This is a genomic window from Nocardia blacklockiae, from assembly GCF_015477355.1.
In the GTDB taxonomy this organism is placed as follows: Bacteria; Actinomycetota; Actinomycetes; order Mycobacteriales; family Mycobacteriaceae; genus Nocardia; species Nocardia blacklockiae.
In genome coordinates, this window is record NZ_JADLRJ010000004.1 from 655313 (window position 1) to 670061 (window position 14749).

The 14749-nt window shown below is 70.6% G+C and carries 16 protein-coding genes; 6 read left to right on the forward strand and 10 right to left on the reverse strand.

The genetic code is table 11. The annotated features are described in order from the left end of the window. Positions 1-76: 76 nt before the first annotated feature. The gene (locus IU476_RS15975; RefSeq protein ID WP_195100855.1) at positions 77-691 is read left to right on the forward strand and encodes a nucleotidyltransferase family protein; all 615 of its coding nucleotides are present in this window, start codon (positions 77-79) and stop codon (positions 689-691) included. A gap of 13 nt (positions 692-704) precedes the next feature. Beyond that, positions 705-1703 (forward strand): XdhC family protein, encoded by a 999-nt coding sequence (locus IU476_RS15980; protein WP_195100856.1) that lies wholly within the window; start codon positions 705-707, stop codon positions 1701-1703. A gap of 4 nt (positions 1704-1707) precedes the next feature. Here the strand turns inward: IU476_RS15980 and IU476_RS15985 are convergent, their stop codons facing one another. The 10 genes from IU476_RS15985 to IU476_RS16030 all read right to left on the reverse strand — a co-directional run bounded on the left by IU476_RS15985 (position 1708) and on the right by IU476_RS16030 (position 10801). After that, on the reverse strand, positions 1708-2778 hold the full coding sequence (locus IU476_RS15985; protein WP_195100858.1) for an ABC transporter substrate-binding protein: 1071 nt from the start codon (positions 2776-2778) through the stop codon (positions 1708-1710). Further along, a complete protein-coding gene (locus IU476_RS15990; RefSeq protein ID WP_195100860.1) occupies positions 2779-3576 on the reverse strand; it encodes an ABC transporter permease in 798 nt (265 codons plus the stop codon). Further along, positions 3573-4328, reverse strand: a complete 756-nt coding sequence (locus IU476_RS15995) for an ABC transporter permease (RefSeq protein WP_195100861.1) — start codon at positions 4326-4328, stop codon at positions 3573-3575. The genes IU476_RS15990 and IU476_RS15995 overlap by 4 nt, the downstream gene beginning before the upstream one ends. Then, positions 4325-5155 carry an ABC transporter ATP-binding protein gene (locus IU476_RS16000; RefSeq protein ID WP_195100862.1) on the reverse strand — a complete coding sequence of 277 codons (831 nt, stop codon included), beginning with the start codon at positions 5153-5155 and terminating at the stop codon, positions 4325-4327. The genes IU476_RS15995 and IU476_RS16000 overlap by 4 nt, the downstream gene beginning before the upstream one ends. Before the next feature lie 86 nt (positions 5156-5241). After that, a complete protein-coding gene (locus IU476_RS16005) occupies positions 5242-5634 on the reverse strand; it encodes a hypothetical protein (protein WP_195100863.1) in 393 nt (130 codons plus the stop codon). A gap of 130 nt (positions 5635-5764) precedes the next feature. Continuing rightward, the gene (locus tag IU476_RS16010; protein ID WP_195100864.1) at positions 5765-6589 is read right to left on the reverse strand and encodes a class II fructose-bisphosphate aldolase; all 825 of its coding nucleotides are present in this window, start codon (positions 6587-6589) and stop codon (positions 5765-5767) included. After that, entirely contained in the window at positions 6586-7533 is a 948-nt protein-coding gene (locus tag IU476_RS16015; protein ID WP_324194073.1) for a hexose kinase, read from the reverse strand. Before IU476_RS16015 ends, IU476_RS16010 begins: the two co-directional genes overlap by 4 nt. After that, complete coding sequence (locus tag IU476_RS16020) at positions 7530-8684, reverse strand: N-acetylglucosamine-6-phosphate deacetylase (protein ID WP_195101033.1); 1155 nt, start codon at positions 8682-8684, stop codon at positions 7530-7532. The genes IU476_RS16015 and IU476_RS16020 overlap by 4 nt, the downstream gene beginning before the upstream one ends. A gap of 241 nt (positions 8685-8925) precedes the next feature. Beyond that, positions 8926-9852: an ROK family protein gene (locus IU476_RS16025; protein ID WP_195100865.1), complete on the reverse strand. Its 927-nt coding sequence runs from the start codon at positions 9850-9852 to the stop codon at positions 8926-8928. A gap of 10 nt (positions 9853-9862) precedes the next feature. Continuing rightward, positions 9863-10801 (reverse strand): SIS domain-containing protein, encoded by a 939-nt coding sequence (locus IU476_RS16030; RefSeq protein ID WP_195100867.1) that lies wholly within the window; start codon positions 10799-10801, stop codon positions 9863-9865. A gap of 124 nt (positions 10802-10925) precedes the next feature. Here IU476_RS16030 and IU476_RS16035 point away from each other — a divergent pair, with 124 nt between their 5' ends. From IU476_RS16035 to IU476_RS16050, 4 genes are read left to right on the forward strand one after another with little or no spacing between them, the layout of a single operon-like run. After that, positions 10926-12170, forward strand: coding sequence for an extracellular solute-binding protein (locus IU476_RS16035; protein ID WP_195100869.1), 1245 nt, complete (start codon positions 10926-10928; stop codon positions 12168-12170). A gap of 11 nt (positions 12171-12181) precedes the next feature. Continuing rightward, positions 12182-13078: a carbohydrate ABC transporter permease gene (locus IU476_RS16040; protein WP_324194074.1), complete on the forward strand. Its 897-nt coding sequence runs from the start codon at positions 12182-12184 to the stop codon at positions 13076-13078. Next, positions 13075-13959, forward strand: a complete 885-nt coding sequence (locus IU476_RS16045; protein WP_324194075.1) for a carbohydrate ABC transporter permease — start codon at positions 13075-13077, stop codon at positions 13957-13959. The genes IU476_RS16040 and IU476_RS16045 overlap by 4 nt, the downstream gene beginning before the upstream one ends. Next, positions 13956-14744: a DeoR/GlpR family DNA-binding transcription regulator gene (locus IU476_RS16050; protein ID WP_195100873.1), complete on the forward strand. Its 789-nt coding sequence runs from the start codon at positions 13956-13958 to the stop codon at positions 14742-14744. Before IU476_RS16045 ends, IU476_RS16050 begins: the two co-directional genes overlap by 4 nt. The last annotated feature ends 5 nt before the right edge of the window (positions 14745-14749 follow it).

A 14749-nucleotide genomic window follows, 5' to 3' on the forward strand; every position in this document is an offset into this window, starting at 1 on the left:
GCCGGGCACGACCAGCTGTACGGGCGAGGCCTGAACCAGGTCGGACGGTCCGATCGCACGGCGGAAGGGACGCTGCATGGGTGAGGAATCGTGCGCCGGGATCGTGCTCGCGGCGGGGGCCGGGACGCGATACGGACGGCCGAAGGTGCTGGCGGAGGGTGGGGCCTGGCTGCGGGGCGCGGTTGCCGCGTTGCGGGACGGTGGATGCGGGCGGGTGGTCGTGGTGCTGGGGGCGACCGGGCCCGCGCGGCGGGCGGCGGATGGGCGGTGGCTGGTGTGCGACGCGCCGGAGATCGCGATTCCCGAAGGGGCGCAGGCGGTCTGGGCCGCCGACTGGGCCGTGGGATTGGCGGCCTCGCTGCGCACCGGCTTGGCGGCGGTCGCGGAGAGCCCCGCGCAGTTCACTGTCGTGATGCCGGTCGACACCCCCGATGTCGGGCCCGACGTGGTCGCCCGGGTGCTGGCGGCGGGCCGCGCGGCGCCCAGCGGACTGGCCCGCGCGATGTTCCACAACCGGCCCGGCCACCCCGTTGTGCTCGCTCACAGGCACTGGTCGGCGGTGGCGGGTTCGGCGCAAGGAAATTTCGGAGCTCGCGCTTTTCTGGACGCTAGACCGGATATTGTGGCCGTCACGTGCGACGATCTGGCAACGGGGCGTGACCACGACTATCCGGCCACTCGTGCACCCTGATCGGGAGTTTGTGATGCGTGACATCGTCGATGACCTCATGCGGGTGTGGCAGAGCGGCCGGACGGGCGGGCTGGCGACATTGGTCAGGACGTTCGGGCATTCCCCCCTCCCGGTGGGCTCGACGATGCTGCTCGACCCCGACGGCGCCGTGTACGGATCGGTCTCCGACGGTTGCTACGAGGCGGTGGTGTACGAGGCGGCCGCGCACGCCGCGCGATCCGGCCGCCGCGAACTGCAACGGTTCGACGGCCACACCGGACTCGACGTGAGCGCCGACTGCGGCACCATCGACGTGTTCGTGGAACCGTTCTCCCGCAACCACTTTCCCGAGTTCGCGGCGGTGGCCAAGGAGATCGCCGCCAATCGTCCGGTCACCGTGTTCACGGTGGTGTGGCATTCCGATCCCGAGGTGATCGGGCAGCACCTGGTGACCGACCGCCGCCACAACACCGAGCTGGTGTCGCTGCCGGAGTCGGACGTGTTCGTCTCCTCCTACACCGCGCTGCCGCGGCTGATCATCTTCGGCGCCAACCCTTTCGCGGCCGCGCTCGCCACGCAGGGCAAGCTGCTCGGCTACCGCGTCACCGTCTGCGACGCCCGCGAGACCTTCGCCGCGGCGAACGCCTTCCCCGGTGCCGAGGTGGTGGCCGACTGGCCGCACCGCTACCTCAACGCACAGGTCGCCGCGGGCGAAATCGACTCCACCACAGCGCTTGTCGCGACCTCCCAGGATCCGAAGTTCGAGATCCCGCTGCTGACCGTGGCCCTGCGACTACCCGGGGTCGGCTACGTCGGCGCGCTCGGCTCCCCCGCCGTGCACGCCCGGCGGCTCGAGGCGCTGGAGGCCGGGGGCTTCGATGCCGAGACGCTGTCGCGGCTGCACGCGCCCGCCGGTCTCGACATCGGCGCGCAGACCCCGATGGAGACCGCCGTCGCCATCGCCGCGGAACTGGTGGCCACGCGGTCGAGAACGGCGCAGCGGTCCGCCCGCCCCGCCGTCCCCGTGCCCTGATCCGCTACTTCAGCTCGGGGTGCTCGGCGTAGAGCTCGCGCAGCACCGACAGGTCGAACAACTGCTCGGCCTTGATATCGATTTTCGCCTTGCCCAGGGCCTCGATGTTCTGAGCGATCAGCTGGTCGGTCATGGTCAGCAGGCCGTTCGCCCGGGAATCCGGGGACACCACCAGATCGTTCTGGGCCTTCGCCTCCTCGACCTGCTCGGCGAGGTCGAGCCGCTGGTCCTTGCCGTAGACCTCGACCGCGAGCCGCGCGCCCTCGGCCGGGTCGGCGACGGCGTCCTTCCAGCCCTTGATCTCCGCGGCGAGGAACGCCTTCAATTTGTCCCGCTCCGAGTCGATGGTCTCCTGCCGGACCGTGAGCGTTTCCGCGGTGAGCGGCAGGCCGTAGTCGGCGAACAGGAAGTGCGCGGTACGAAAACCTTTGGCCGCCAGCGTGATCGGCTCGTTGGTCACATAGCTCACCCAGCCGTCGACCTCGCCGTTGGCCAGCGGCGTGGGGTCGTACTGGGCGGGCACGATCTGCACGTCGTTCGGGGTCATGCCGTTGGCCGACAGCAGCGCGGCGAAGATCAGCTGATTGGTGTCCTGCACGCCGATCTTGCGGCCCTTCATCTCGGCCGGCGCGGTGATCGGTTTCGCCGCCGAGCTCACGATGCAGAACGGATTCTTTTGATAGGTGGTCCCGACGATCTTCGCGGGCAGGCCCTCCAGGACCGCGGGCGCGGTGGTCTGCGGGGCCGAGAGACCGAGCCAGATCTTGCCGGTGTCGAGTCCCGCCTCGACCGACGTGCTGGCCGCGCCGCCCGCCACCAGGTCGACCCCGCCGAACCCGGCGTCGCGGAAATAGCCGCGGCTGTCGGCGAAGTACTCGCCCGCGAACTCGATGTTCTTCAGCCACGACAGCTGGACGGCGACCTTGCCGAACCGGGAGCCGTCGGCGACGGTGCCGTTGGCGTGGCCGGAGTCGGAGCCGTCACCGCAGGCCGCGAGCACGCCGCCGGCGCCGAGCGCGAGCCCGGCGAGGCCCGACATGCGCAAGAAGGACCGGCGATCGGTGAATTTCGTCATTCAACTCTTCCCTGCCTCGGGCCCGAAGCGGGCCGATACCACGTTCTCGATCACTCCGACGATCGCGTAGAGCAGCACCGACACCAGTGTCACCACCACGATCGAAGCCCACAGCTTGCTGTACTGGAAGGTGGGTATCGCCCGGATCAGCGCCGCGCCCAGACCCGTTCCGCTGCCGAGCCATTCGCCGAGCAGCGCCCCGATCAGCGCGCCGGGCACCGAGATTCGCGCCGCCGCGAACACCGCCGGGAGCGCCGCGGGCACGGCCACCAGCCGCAGCGCGGTCCAGCGCGAACCGCCGTAGGCGGCAACGAGTTCCATCGCCTGCCGGGAGGCCGAGCGCAGCCCGGTCATGATCATCACGAGGGCGGGGAAGAACACGACGATCGCCGCCAGCACCGTCACGCCGACGACGCCGCGGCCGAACACCAGCACGATGATCGGGGTCAGCGCCACCAGCGGCACCGACCGCAGCAGCAGGGCCACCGGCAGGAACGACTGCTCCACCGCGGGCACGGTGACGAACAGCGCCGCCACCACCAGCGCACCGGTCAGCCCCACCCCGAATCCAACGGCCGCGTCGCGCAGCGTGATCGCCAGATCGGCGAAGATCGCGTGCCGTGCGGTGCCGGCCGAGGGGCCGGTGACCAGATAGCTCCACACGTCGGCGGGTGTCTTGCCCACGCGCGGTCCGACCTGCGGGAACGCCTTCAGGAAGGCGTACCAGATCGCCAGCATCAGAATCAGCGAGATCAGCAGGGGCAGTAGGAATTTGCCGACGCGGCGCAGCGCGATCACGCGGTCACCTCCGTCGGCCGCCCGGTCCACGGCGTCGCGAGCCGGGCCAGCAGCGCCACCGCCGCGTACCCGACACCCGCGAGGGCGGCCGCGGCGAGGGCCATGCCCCAGGTGCGCGGCACGTTGTAGGAGGTCTGCGCCGCGGTCAGCGCCACCCCGATACCGCTGTCGACGCCGCCCAGGTACTCCCCGATGATCGCGCCGAGCACCGCCGAGGGCGCGGCGATCTTCAACGCCGCCAACGTGTTCGGCAGCGCGGCGATCACCTGCACCCGGCGCAGCTGCTGCCATCGTCCGCCGCCGTAGGCCCGGATCAGGTCGAGACTGGTGCGGTCGGCCGAGCGCAGGCCCGCGACCGTGCCGACCATCGTGGTGAAGAAGCAGTACATGGCTGCCAGGAACACCGTCGGGGTGCGGCCGCCGAACACCACCAGGATGATGGGGCCGAGCGCGAGCAGCGGCGTGCAGTAGCTGAGGATGGCGAGCTGGGTGGCCAGCGACTCGATCGGCGGCGCCAGCAGCACCAGCACGGCCAGCGCGATGGCCAGCCCGTTGCCCCAGAGGAAGCCTTGCAGCGCGCCCGCCGCGGTGACCCGGAAGTTCGGCCCGTAGAGCGCCCAGCCGTCGGTGTACATGGTGTGCAACACGGTCCACGGGCTCGGCACGGTGCCGCCCGCGACACCGAGCGCGGCCAGCGCCCACCACAGCGCGATCAGCGCCGCCACGCCGAGCGCGCCGCCCGCGCGTCTCATTCGGCACCGCCCGGAAGTGCCGGTGCCGCTTCGGCTTCCGCGGCGAGGCCGCCGCGTCCGAACAGCAGCTCCGACAGGTAGTCGTGCAGCCGGTGGAATTCCGGCGACCGCATCATCTCCGGGGTCCGCGGGCGCGGCAGGTCGATCGGCACCGTCTCGATCACCCGTCCCGGGCGCGGGCTCAGCACGGCCACCACGTCGGAGAGGAAGACCGCCTCGCCGATGCCGTGCGTGACCATCAGTGTGGTGGCGGGCTTCTCGGTCCAGATGCGCAGCAGTTCGAGGTTCAGGCGCTGGCGGGTCATGTCGTCGAGCGCGCCGAACGGCTCGTCGAGCAGCAGTACGCTCGGCTGCACCACCAGTGCCCGCGCGATCGAAACCCGTTGCCGCATACCGCCGGACAGCTGCGCCGGCTTGGCCTTCTCGAACCCCTCCAGCCCGACCAGCGCGATCAGATCGGCGACCAGGCCCGGATCCGCGGGCAGCCCGGCCACCTGCAAGGGCAGTTTGATATTGGCTTCCACACTGCGCCACGGCAACAGCGCCGAATCCTGGAAGGCGATGCCGAACCCGTGGCGGCGGCGCAACTCCGAAGGCGTCGCGCCGTTGATGCGGGCGGTGCCGGTCGTGGGGGTTTCCAGCCCGGCGAGGATGCGCAGCACGGTCGACTTCCCGCATCCGGACGGGCCCAGCAGCGACAGGAACGCCCCCTGTTCGGTGTGCAGGTCCACCGCGTCCAGCGCCGGCACCGTCCGCCGACCGACCCGGAACGTCTTGCCGAGGCCGCTGACGTGAATGCCCGTGCCGGCGACCGCTGTACTGCTCATGTCGTCACAGTAGGAGCAACCGGTTGCGCGGATATTGCGAATCGGCGCTTCAGGTTAGGGGTTCGTTACGGACGGGTTCCGGTCACTCACCACTCGGCGGGCTCGAACCAGTCGCGCGCCGCGCGCCGGAACAGCAGGACGATGATCACGACCGAACTGGCCGGCCCGAGCCACCCGGGCGGATGTCCGCCGCTGATCGACGGCACGGTCCACAGCATGTTCAGCCCGGCCAGCAGGATCGCCCCGATCCGCAGGCCGCCGCCCACCGCGCCGAAGGCCAGCGCCGTCAGGCCGAGCAACCAGGTGGGCACGAACGACAGCGACGTGATCAGGGCCGACCGGCCGCCGAACAACCAGCCCGCCGCGGCCGTGCACACCAGCCCGACCAGGGCCATGCCCAATGCGACCAGCTGTGCCGCCCGCACCGACGCGGGCATCCGGTAGTTCGTACTCGCCGGATCGCGCCCGGCCTCGGCCATCGGTCCTCCCCAGCTCGCCAACCCGACAGGACAGCCGAACTGTACCGCGCGGTCCGTACCGGCCGAAGGCAACGCGCTGGGGGCGTGACCACACGATATGGGCTGCGGGTCGGTGAGCGAGATCCGTGTCTCAGGCGAGCACCCGTAACAGCCGTTCGACCTCCTCGCGCACGGCGTCCCGGCCGGGGCCGAGGTATTTGCGCGGATCGGACAGTGCGGGGGCGGCCGCGAGGGCGTCGCGGACGGCCTCGGCCAGCACGATATTCAGCCGGGTGGCGATATTGATCTTGCTCATGCCGTGTCGGACCGCCGAGCGCAGGCCGTCGTCGGGAACGCCGGAGGAGCCGTGCAGCACCAGCGGGACGGGCACCTTCGCCGCGAGGCGCGCGATCAGCTCGTCGTCGAGCCGGGCGGCGCGGGTATGCATGGCGTGCTCGGAGCCCACGGCGACGGCCAGGGCGTCCACGCCGGTCGCCGCCACGAATTCCACGGCCTCGTCCGGATCGGTGCGCACGCCGGGCGTGTGCGCGCCGTCCTTGCCGCCGATCGCACCGAGTTCGGCCTCGACGAAGACGCCGCGGCCGTGGCACCAGCGCGCGATCTCGGCCGTACTGTCCACATTGTCGGCGTAGGGCAGGGCCGAGCCGTCGTACATCACCGACTCGATCCCGAGTTCGACTGCCTCCCTGACCAATTCGTGCGAGGTGGCGTGGTCGAGATGCACGGTCGTCAGCGCCGGCCCGTCGGCGGCGAGCGCCAGGCAGGCGCGGGCCAGCGGCCGCAGACCGCCGTGGTACCGCACCGTGTTCTCCGAGATCTGCAGGACCACCGGGCGGTGCCGCGCTGCAGCCGCGGCCATGATCGCCTCGGCATGCTCGAGGGCGATGACGTTGCAGGCCAGCAGCCCGCCGGGCCGGGCGGCCGCGAGCAGTTCGGGAACGGGAAGCAAGGTCAAGCGGAACTCTCCTGGGTGGTGCGTAGCTCGGTGACCACGACATCGGGTAGCAGCCGATCCCGCAGCGTGCGATCGATCTCGCCCGCGACCGGAATGACCACGGCCGCGGCGGAAGTCGCCACCGCGTCGGCGAGCAGCGCGGGCCAGTCCGGTTCGGCGTCGGCGGCCAGCGCGGCGATGACCGCGGCGGTCGCGGCGTCGCCCGCGCCGGTGGGGTTGCCCGCGATCGGCTCGGGCAGTGCCGCGGACCAGGCCCCGGCGGCCGTGACCGCGACCATGCCCTCGGCGCCGCGGGTCGCGATCACCGCGCGCACGCCGCGCTCGAGCAGCGGGCGCGCCACCGCGACGACATCCGCCGCGGTCTGCGCGTCGGTGCCGGTGAGACGCTGCAATTCGTCCCGGTTGGGCATCAGGATCACGCCCGGCACCTCGGCGGCCAGCTCCAGCGCGCGGCCGTCCACGTCGCAGATGGTGGGCACGCCGACCTCGAGCGCGGCGCGGGCCAGCCGGGCGGGCACCGAGTCACCGACGCCGCCGGGCAGCGAACCCGCGATCACCATCCCACCGGTGTTAGGCAGCAGGCCCGTGACCCGCACCAGCAACTGCTCGACCGCGTAGGGGTCGCCGACCCGCGCGCCCGGTTCCCACAGCGCCGTGGCGGTGCCGTCGCCGGACTCGCTGATCACCACCGTGCGCCGCACCCACGGCAACGCGTGCACGAAGTCCACCGGCAGCTCCAGCTCGGCGGCGGAGGCGAACACGTGGTCGGCGAAACCCGTTGCGCGGGAGTACTTCCCGAGCTGGTTGAGCACGCGGGTCACGTTGATGCCCTTGCCGCCGATGCGCTGCTCGACCGACAGCACCCGATGCGCGCGCCCCCGCTCGAACCGCTCCATGCGGTAGGTCATGTCGTAGGCGGGGTTCATCGTCACGGTGAGGATCACGTCAACCACTGTCCATGTCGCAGCACGCGGCGCAACCCCAGTTCGGCGTCGACCACTATGGCGTCGGCGCGCAGGCCCGCGCGCAGGTCGCCCACGTCGGTCAGCCCGAGGGCCGCGGCCGGCGTCGCGGTGGCCGCGCGGACCGCCGCCGCCAGCGGCACCCCGCACTCGCGCACCGCCCAGCGCAGGCAGCGGAGCAGGGTCGCGGTGCCCCCGGCGATCGACCCGCTCGGCACCCGGGCGACGCCGTCGGTGACCCGCACCGGTTGCGGACCCAGCCGGTAGTCGCCGTCCGGCAGCCCGGCGGCCTGCATGGCGTCGGTGATCAACGCGACTCGTCCGGGCGCGGTCGCGAAAACCAGTGCGCCGAAGCCGGATTCGACGTGCACGCCGTCACCGATGAGTTCCACGAACGCCTGCCGCTCCGCCGCCGCCACCAGACCGGCGGCGACCGGGCCCGGCCGCCGGTGGTGCAGCGGCGGCATACCGTTGGCCAGGTGCGTGATCAGCGTCCCGAACCCCTTGGGCGCCAGCGCGTCCCGAAACGCGCCGTACTCGGCGTCGCTGTGGCCGAGCGCCACCACCACGCCGTGATCGGCCAGCATCCGCGCGACCGTGCCGAAGCCCCGCCGTTCGGGCGCGAGCGTCATCACCCGCAGGCGCCCACCCGCCGCCGCCAGCAGCCGCTCGACGAGCGCGGGATCGGGATCGACGAGAAACCGCGGATCCTGTGCGCCACAACGCACTTCGGAGAGAAACGGCCCTTCGACATGAATCCCCGCGATACCCCCCTCGTCGGCCACCTCCCGCAGAGTCGCCGTCTGCGCGACCATGTCCTCCGCGGCACCGGTAACCACGCTCGCGACAACACTGGTCGACCCCTGCCGCTGATGAAACTCCGCCGCAGCTCTGACTTCTTCGGCATCAACCGAATCGAACCGATGCCCGAATCCCCCATGGTTGTGAATATCCACCAGCCCCGGCAACACCGTCCCGACAAATTCGGGCTCCACTTTCCCCGCTTGCGCCGCAACCCATTCCGTGAACCCCCGCACCCCCACAATCCGATCCCCCCGCACCGACACCACCCCGTCATCGATCGTGCCCGCCTCCGCAACGATCCGCCCGCGTAGCTCCCACTCCCGATCCATCACATCCCCTCCCTCACAGCACCAGCACCCCAGGCCATCCCGGCACCACCCCACGTCATCCCCGCACCACCACCCCACGTCATCCCGGCACGCTTTTGGCCGGGATCCACCACCCCCGGCCGTGGATTCCGGCCAAAAACATGCCGGAATGACGTGATAGAGCAACTCACCCCGAATGACGTGATAGGGCAACTCACCCCGAATGACGTGGGCTCAGCCACCCGCAACCACGTAGACGCCTTCACTCCAGCACCTCCGCCCGGGCGTAGCGCGCCGCGCCGACCAGTCCGGCGCGTGCCCCGAATTCGCCCAGCACCACGCGAGGTACCGGAGCGACGCGGAGGAGGGCGGTGAGGCGGGATTGCAGGGCCTCGGTGAGGGAGGCGCCCGCGCCCGCGAGTCCGCCGCCGAGCACGATCAGTTCGGGGCAGGTGGCGTGGACGACGCCGAGCAGCCCCTCGGCCAAAGCGTCGACCGCGTCGGCGACCACGGCGCGGGCGTCGGGGTCGGCGGGGAGGGCGGCGAAAACCGCTTCCGCGCCGGGGATTTCCCGTCCGGTGCGGGCACGGTAGGCACGGGCGATGGCGGCGCCGGAGGCCACGGTTTCCACACAGCCGATACTGCCGCACGGACAGGGCAGTCCGTCGCGGTGACGCACCGGGATGTGCCCGTATTCGCCCGCCTGCCCGGCGCCCCCGCGCACCAGCCGCCCGTCCACCGACAGCGTGCCGCTGATGCCCGTACCGAGGATGAGCACGCACACATCGTCATGCCCGCGGCCGGCCCCGTAGCGCCACTCGGCCCAGCCCGCCACCGCCACGTCGTGTTCGATCAGCACCGGCATGCCCCAGCGGTCGCGGAACCGGTTGCCCACCCGCACGTCGCGCCAGCCGACATTGCTGCTGAACACCGCCAGCGAGCGCACCGGGTCGACGATGCCGGGCAGCACCACCGCCGCCCGCCGCACCGAGTCCCGTTGCGCGGCAGGCAATTCGGCGAGCAGGTCGGCACCGAGCGCGCCCATGGCGTCGAACGCGGCCGCACCCCGCGGTGTCGCCACGGCTCCGGACCGCAGCACCGCGCCGGCCGCGTCGACGATCTCCGCCTTGATCGTGGTCCCGCCGACGTCCACGGCGAGCACCAGGTCCGACGGGTCGACGGCGGTCACGGCGCGTCCGTCACCCGAGGATGACCGAACGGTTCAGCCCGCGCGGGTGATCGGGATCGAGTCCCAGATCGGCGGCCCGCAGCGAGCACAGCCGGTGCACCCGCACCAGCTCGGCCATCGGGTCGATGTCGCGGTGCTCGAAATGCGCTCCGGTGGCACGGATCTCGTCGGCCAAGCCGGGCAGCACCGGGCCGAGCGCCCACACCGCGCGGCCGGGCGCGGCGATGCTGATCGGGCCGTGCCGGTATTCGGTGGCCAGATAGCCCTCGGTCCACGCCTGGCACGATTCGCGCAGTTTCAGCGCCGCCTCCTCGGCGAGCGCCGCGGCGAATCCGGTACCGACGAAGCTGATCTGCTCCGCGCCGCGCACCCCGGCGGGCAGGCTCTCGATGTCCTCGGCCAGCACCTCCCGCGCCTGCGCGATCGCCGCGCTCAAGTCCTCGCCCAGGTGCCGGCGCAGGATCGCCAGCGTGGTGGTCGCGAAGCGGGTCTGCACCACCGACCGCTCGTCGACCTCGTCGATCAGGATCGGGTCGCCCAGCTCCAGCACCGGCGTGCCCGGGCTCGAGCAGATCACGGTACGCGGCACACCGGCGGGCAGCGCGCGCATCGCCTCGACCACCTCGGTGGTGGTGCCGGACCGGCAGATCACCAGGTAGCGGTCGTACTCGCGGTGGCGCACCTGGCTCGCGGGCCAGGCGTCGGTCACCCCCTGCCCGGCGGACTCCCGCAGCGCCGCGATGGCGCGGGACATGAAAAGCGAGGTGCCGCAACCCAGCACGGCCACCCGCTCGCCCGGCGCGGGCAGCAGCGCGGCGTGCTCGGCGGCGATCGAGGCGGCGCGCGTCCAGTCGTCCGGCTGGGTGGCCACCTCGGCGGCGAGATGGGTGGCGGAGAGGCGATCGGCGGAGGTCGACACGTCACCAGGATCGACCCGGTGATCGTTCATGTCAAATTTACAGTCGAACCGGTCACGTTCGATCAATGTTCGCGTTAACCTCAGTCCACTCGCATCGTTCGCCCCCGCATCCGCGGTCCGGAGCGCCGGGTGTGCACATGGAAAGGTTCTACTCGTGAAACGTCCACTCCGCGGCGTCTTCTCGTCGATAGCACTGTTCACCGGCCTGACCCTGGCGGTCACCTCCTGCGGGTTCGGCGGCGGCTCATCGAACGACTCGGACCCGAACACCCTGTCCTTCCTGGCGCCGAGCTACAGCGACGGCACCAAATCGGAGTGGGACCGGATCATCGCCGACTTCCAGCAGCAGAATCCCGGCATCAAGGTGAATCTGCAGATGGAGTCCTGGGATTCGATCAACGACGTGGTGCGCACCAAGCTGCAGTCGAAGTCGACGACCCCCGACATCCTCAATATCGACGCCTACTCCACCTTCGCCGCCGACGGCCAGCTCTACCCGGCCGCCGAGGTGGTCTCCCCCGCGGTGCTCAGCGACATCCAGCCCGGTTTCGCGCAGAACGCCTCGATCGGCGGCACCCAGTGGGCGCTGCCGTTGTTCGCCTCCACCCGCACGCTGTTCTACAACAGCGACCTGTTCGCGCGGGCCGGCATCACCGCGCCGCCGAAGACGTGGGCCGAGCTGACCGAGGACGCGAAGAAGATCCAGGCCCTCGGCGGCGGGGTGTCCGGCTACGGCCTCCCCCTAGGCAGTGAGGAGGCCCAGGGCGAGACCTCCATCTGGACCTTCGGCGCGGGCGGCAGCTGGTCCGACGGCGACCGGATCACCGCCGACACCCCCGCCAACACCGAGGGCCTGCGCGCGATGAAGGAGCTCGCCGAAGCCGGTGTGACGCAACCGAACCCGGGCGCCACCGACCGCAAGGACGTCATCAACGCCTTCATCCAGGGCAGGATCGGCATGATCGAGGGCCTGCCGCCGGTGATCGGCATGATCGCGCAGAAGAATCCGGCCCTGAAGTACGCCACCGCGCCGTCGCCGACGAAGTCCGGCGACCCGGTCACGCTCGGCGTCGCCGACCACCTGCTGGCGTTCAAGAAGGACGGCGCCAAGACCGAGGCGATCAGGAAGTTCCTCGACTACTTCTATTCCGCCGCCGTGTATTCGACGTTCGTGCGGAGCGAGCACTTCATCCCGATCACCACCGGCGGCACCCAGGCCATGGCCGACGACCCGGTCGTGCAGGCCTTCTCCGCCACCCTGCCGGTCGCGAAGTTCTATCCCAGCAACAACCCGAAATGGGGTGCGGCACAGGGCGCTATCCGGCAGCAGATGGGCACCGTGACGCAGGGCGCCGACCCCGCCTCGGTCTTGCAGAAGATCCAGCAGGCGGCGAGTTGAGCCGCGTCGCAGTGAGTTCCGGCCGTCGGTCCGCCGCGGCGCTGCGCGCGCTGCCGTGGATCGGCCCGGTGCTAGTGCTCGTCGCGGGCGTGGTGGCCTTCCCGGTGGGCTACATGCTGTGGACCTCCACCCGCGACCTGAGCGCCTACGGCCAGGACCGCGGGCCGGCCGGGCTGGACAACTTCCGCAGGCTCTTCGCCATCGACGAGTTGGGCAGCGTGCTGCTGCACACCGTGGTCTGGGTGGTCGCGGTCGTGGTGCTCACGCTCGTGCTGTCGGCGGTGCTGGCGCAGTTCCTGAACAAGGACTTCCCGGGCCGCACGGCGGTGCGCATGGCGATCCTGGTGCCGTGGGCGGCCTCGGTGGTGATGACGACGACCATCTTCGCCTACCTGCTGGACCCGGACGTCGGCCTCGCCAACCGCTTCCTGGTCGACATCGGCGTCCTGGACCGCGGTTTCGGCTTCACCAAGGAGGCGGGCCCGGCGTTCCTGGTCGCGATCGGGGTGGCGGTGTTCGTGTCGATCCCGTTCACCACCTATGCGATTCTGGCCGGCCTGCAAGCGATTCCGGCCGAACTCGACGAGGCGGGCAAGGTGGACGGGGCGGGGGCCTGGCAGCGCTACCGCTATTTGACGCTGCCGCAGCTGCGTCCGGCCATCGCGGTGGCCACGGTCATCAACATCATCAACGTGTTCAACTCGCTGCCGATTCTGCAGGTGCTCACCGGCAGCATCGCGGGCTTCTCCGCCGACACCACGACGACGTTGACGTTCAAGCTGATCCGGCAGAACCAGCAGGTCGCCACGGCCGCCGCGATGAGCGTGCTGAACTTCGCGCTGATCGCGGTGATCATCGCGGTCTACGTGAAACTGATCCGCCCGGCCGGGGAGGAGAGCGCACGGTGACGACCTCCGGCACACTGACTCCGACTGTGCCACAACATGACTCCTCGGCAGCGAAGCCGAGACGACGACGCTGGGATCTGTCCCTGGTCGGCGTCGTGATCGCGGCGATCTTCCTGATTCCCTACGTGGCGATGGTGCTGGGCTCGCTGAAGCCGCGCGCGGAGATCCTGCGCATCCCGCCGACATACCTGCCGCGGCAGTGGAGCCCCGGCAACTACGCGACCGTATGGGACACCCCCGAAACGCCGCTGCCGTTCAACATGGTGAGCACCGTGGTGATTTCGGTGTGCGCCACCCTGCTGGTGCTGGCGGTGGCGATCCCGGCCGCGTATTACACTGCGCGGCGGCGCTTTCCGGGCAAGGCGGCGTTCCTCGGCCTGGTGCTGGTGACCCAGATGCTGCAACCGACCGTGCTGGTGACCGGCCTGATCCGCGAGTTCTTCACCCTCGGCATCAACGACACCTGGCTGGCGATGATCCTGGTGAACGCGGCGTTCAACCTGTCGTTCGCGGTGTGGATCCTGCACAGCTTCTTCGCCTCGGTGCCGGTGGAGATCGAGGAGGCGGCGCAGCTCGACGGGCTGAGCCGGCTGCAGACCCTGACCCGGGTGAGCCTGCCGCTGGTGTGGCCGGGCATCGTCACCGCCACCATCTTCGCGTTCGTGTCGTGCTGGAACGAGTTCGCCGCGAGCCTGGTGATCCTGACCACGCCGGAGAACCAGCCGCTCTCGGTGGCGCTGACGAAGTTCATCGGGCAATACGACACGGCTTGGCAATATGTCTTCGCGATCTCTACCGTCGGCATCGTGCCCGTTGTCATCCTGTTCGCGCTCATCGAGAAGCGCCTGGTCGCCGGCCTGACCGCCGGTAGCGTGAAATGACCGCGGCGGTCGATCGATCCCAGCGCTGGAACCGGCTCCTGGAACTGCTGGCCGAGACCGGCCGGCTGTCGGTGGAGGAGGCCGCCGAGCGGCTCGGCGTCTCCCCCGCCACCATCCGCCGCGACTTCACCGCGCTGGCCGAGCAGCAGCTGGCCACCCGCACGCACGGCGGCATCGTCGCCAGCCAGGTCGCCTACGAACTGCCCGCCCGCTACCGCAGCGGCGACGCGGCCAAGCAGCGGGTGGCCGAATACGCTGCGGGACTGGTGGATCCGGCCGAGGTGGTGGGCCTCAACGGCGGCACCACCACCACCGCCGTGGCCCGCGCCCTGGCGGGCCGCCCGGACCTGCCCACCTCCGCCGACAATCAGATGACCATCGTCACCAACGCGCTCAACATCGCCGGTGAGATGGTCCTGCGCCCGCACCTGCGCACCCTCTGCCTCGGCGGCATGGCCCGCCGCGAGTCCTACGAACTGCACGGCCCCCTGGCCGAACGCACCCTGGCCGAATTACGTTTGGACACGGTCTTTCTCGGCGTCGACGCCCTCTCCGCCGAGGCCGGCGCCCAATGCCGCCACCTCGACGAAGCAGGCATCAACGCCGAAATGGCAAGACGCGCCCACCGCGTCATCGTCGTAGCCACAGCCGAAAAACTCGAACGCACCGCCCTGGCCCGCATCTGCCCCATCGAAGACATCGACGTCCTGGTCATAGACACCGCCGCCGACCCCACCCACATCACCCGCATCCGAGAGGCGGGGGTACGGGTGGAACTGGTGTGAGACAG

What these genes read in the sequence shown, in the direction of transcription:
- IU476_RS15980 (WP_195100856.1), top strand. Translation starts at nt 705, where the DNA reads ATGCGTGACATCGTCGATGACCTCATGCGGGTGTGGCAGAGCGGCCGG.
- IU476_RS15995 (WP_195100861.1), bottom strand. Translation starts at nt 4,328, where the DNA reads ATGAGACGCGCGGGCGGCGCGCTCGGCGTGGCGGCGCTGATCGCGCTG.
- IU476_RS16020 (WP_195101033.1), bottom strand. Translation starts at nt 8,684, where the DNA reads ATGGATCGGGAGTGGGAGCTACGCGGGCGGATCGTTGCGGAGGCGGGC.
- IU476_RS16000 (WP_195100862.1), bottom strand. Translation starts at nt 5,155, where the DNA reads ATGAGCAGTACAGCGGTCGCCGGCACGGGCATTCACGTCAGCGGCCTC.
- IU476_RS15985 (WP_195100858.1), bottom strand. Translation starts at nt 2,778, where the DNA reads ATGACGAAATTCACCGATCGCCGGTCCTTCTTGCGCATGTCGGGCCTC.
- IU476_RS15975 (WP_195100855.1), top strand. Translation starts at nt 77, where the DNA reads ATGGGTGAGGAATCGTGCGCCGGGATCGTGCTCGCGGCGGGGGCCGGG.
- IU476_RS16005 (WP_195100863.1), bottom strand. Translation starts at nt 5,634, where the DNA reads ATGGCCGAGGCCGGGCGCGATCCGGCGAGTACGAACTACCGGATGCCC.
- IU476_RS16030 (WP_195100867.1), bottom strand. Translation starts at nt 10,801, where the DNA reads ATGAACGATCACCGGGTCGATCCTGGTGACGTGTCGACCTCCGCCGAT.
- IU476_RS16050 (WP_195100873.1), top strand. Translation starts at nt 13,956, where the DNA reads ATGACCGCGGCGGTCGATCGATCCCAGCGCTGGAACCGGCTCCTGGAA.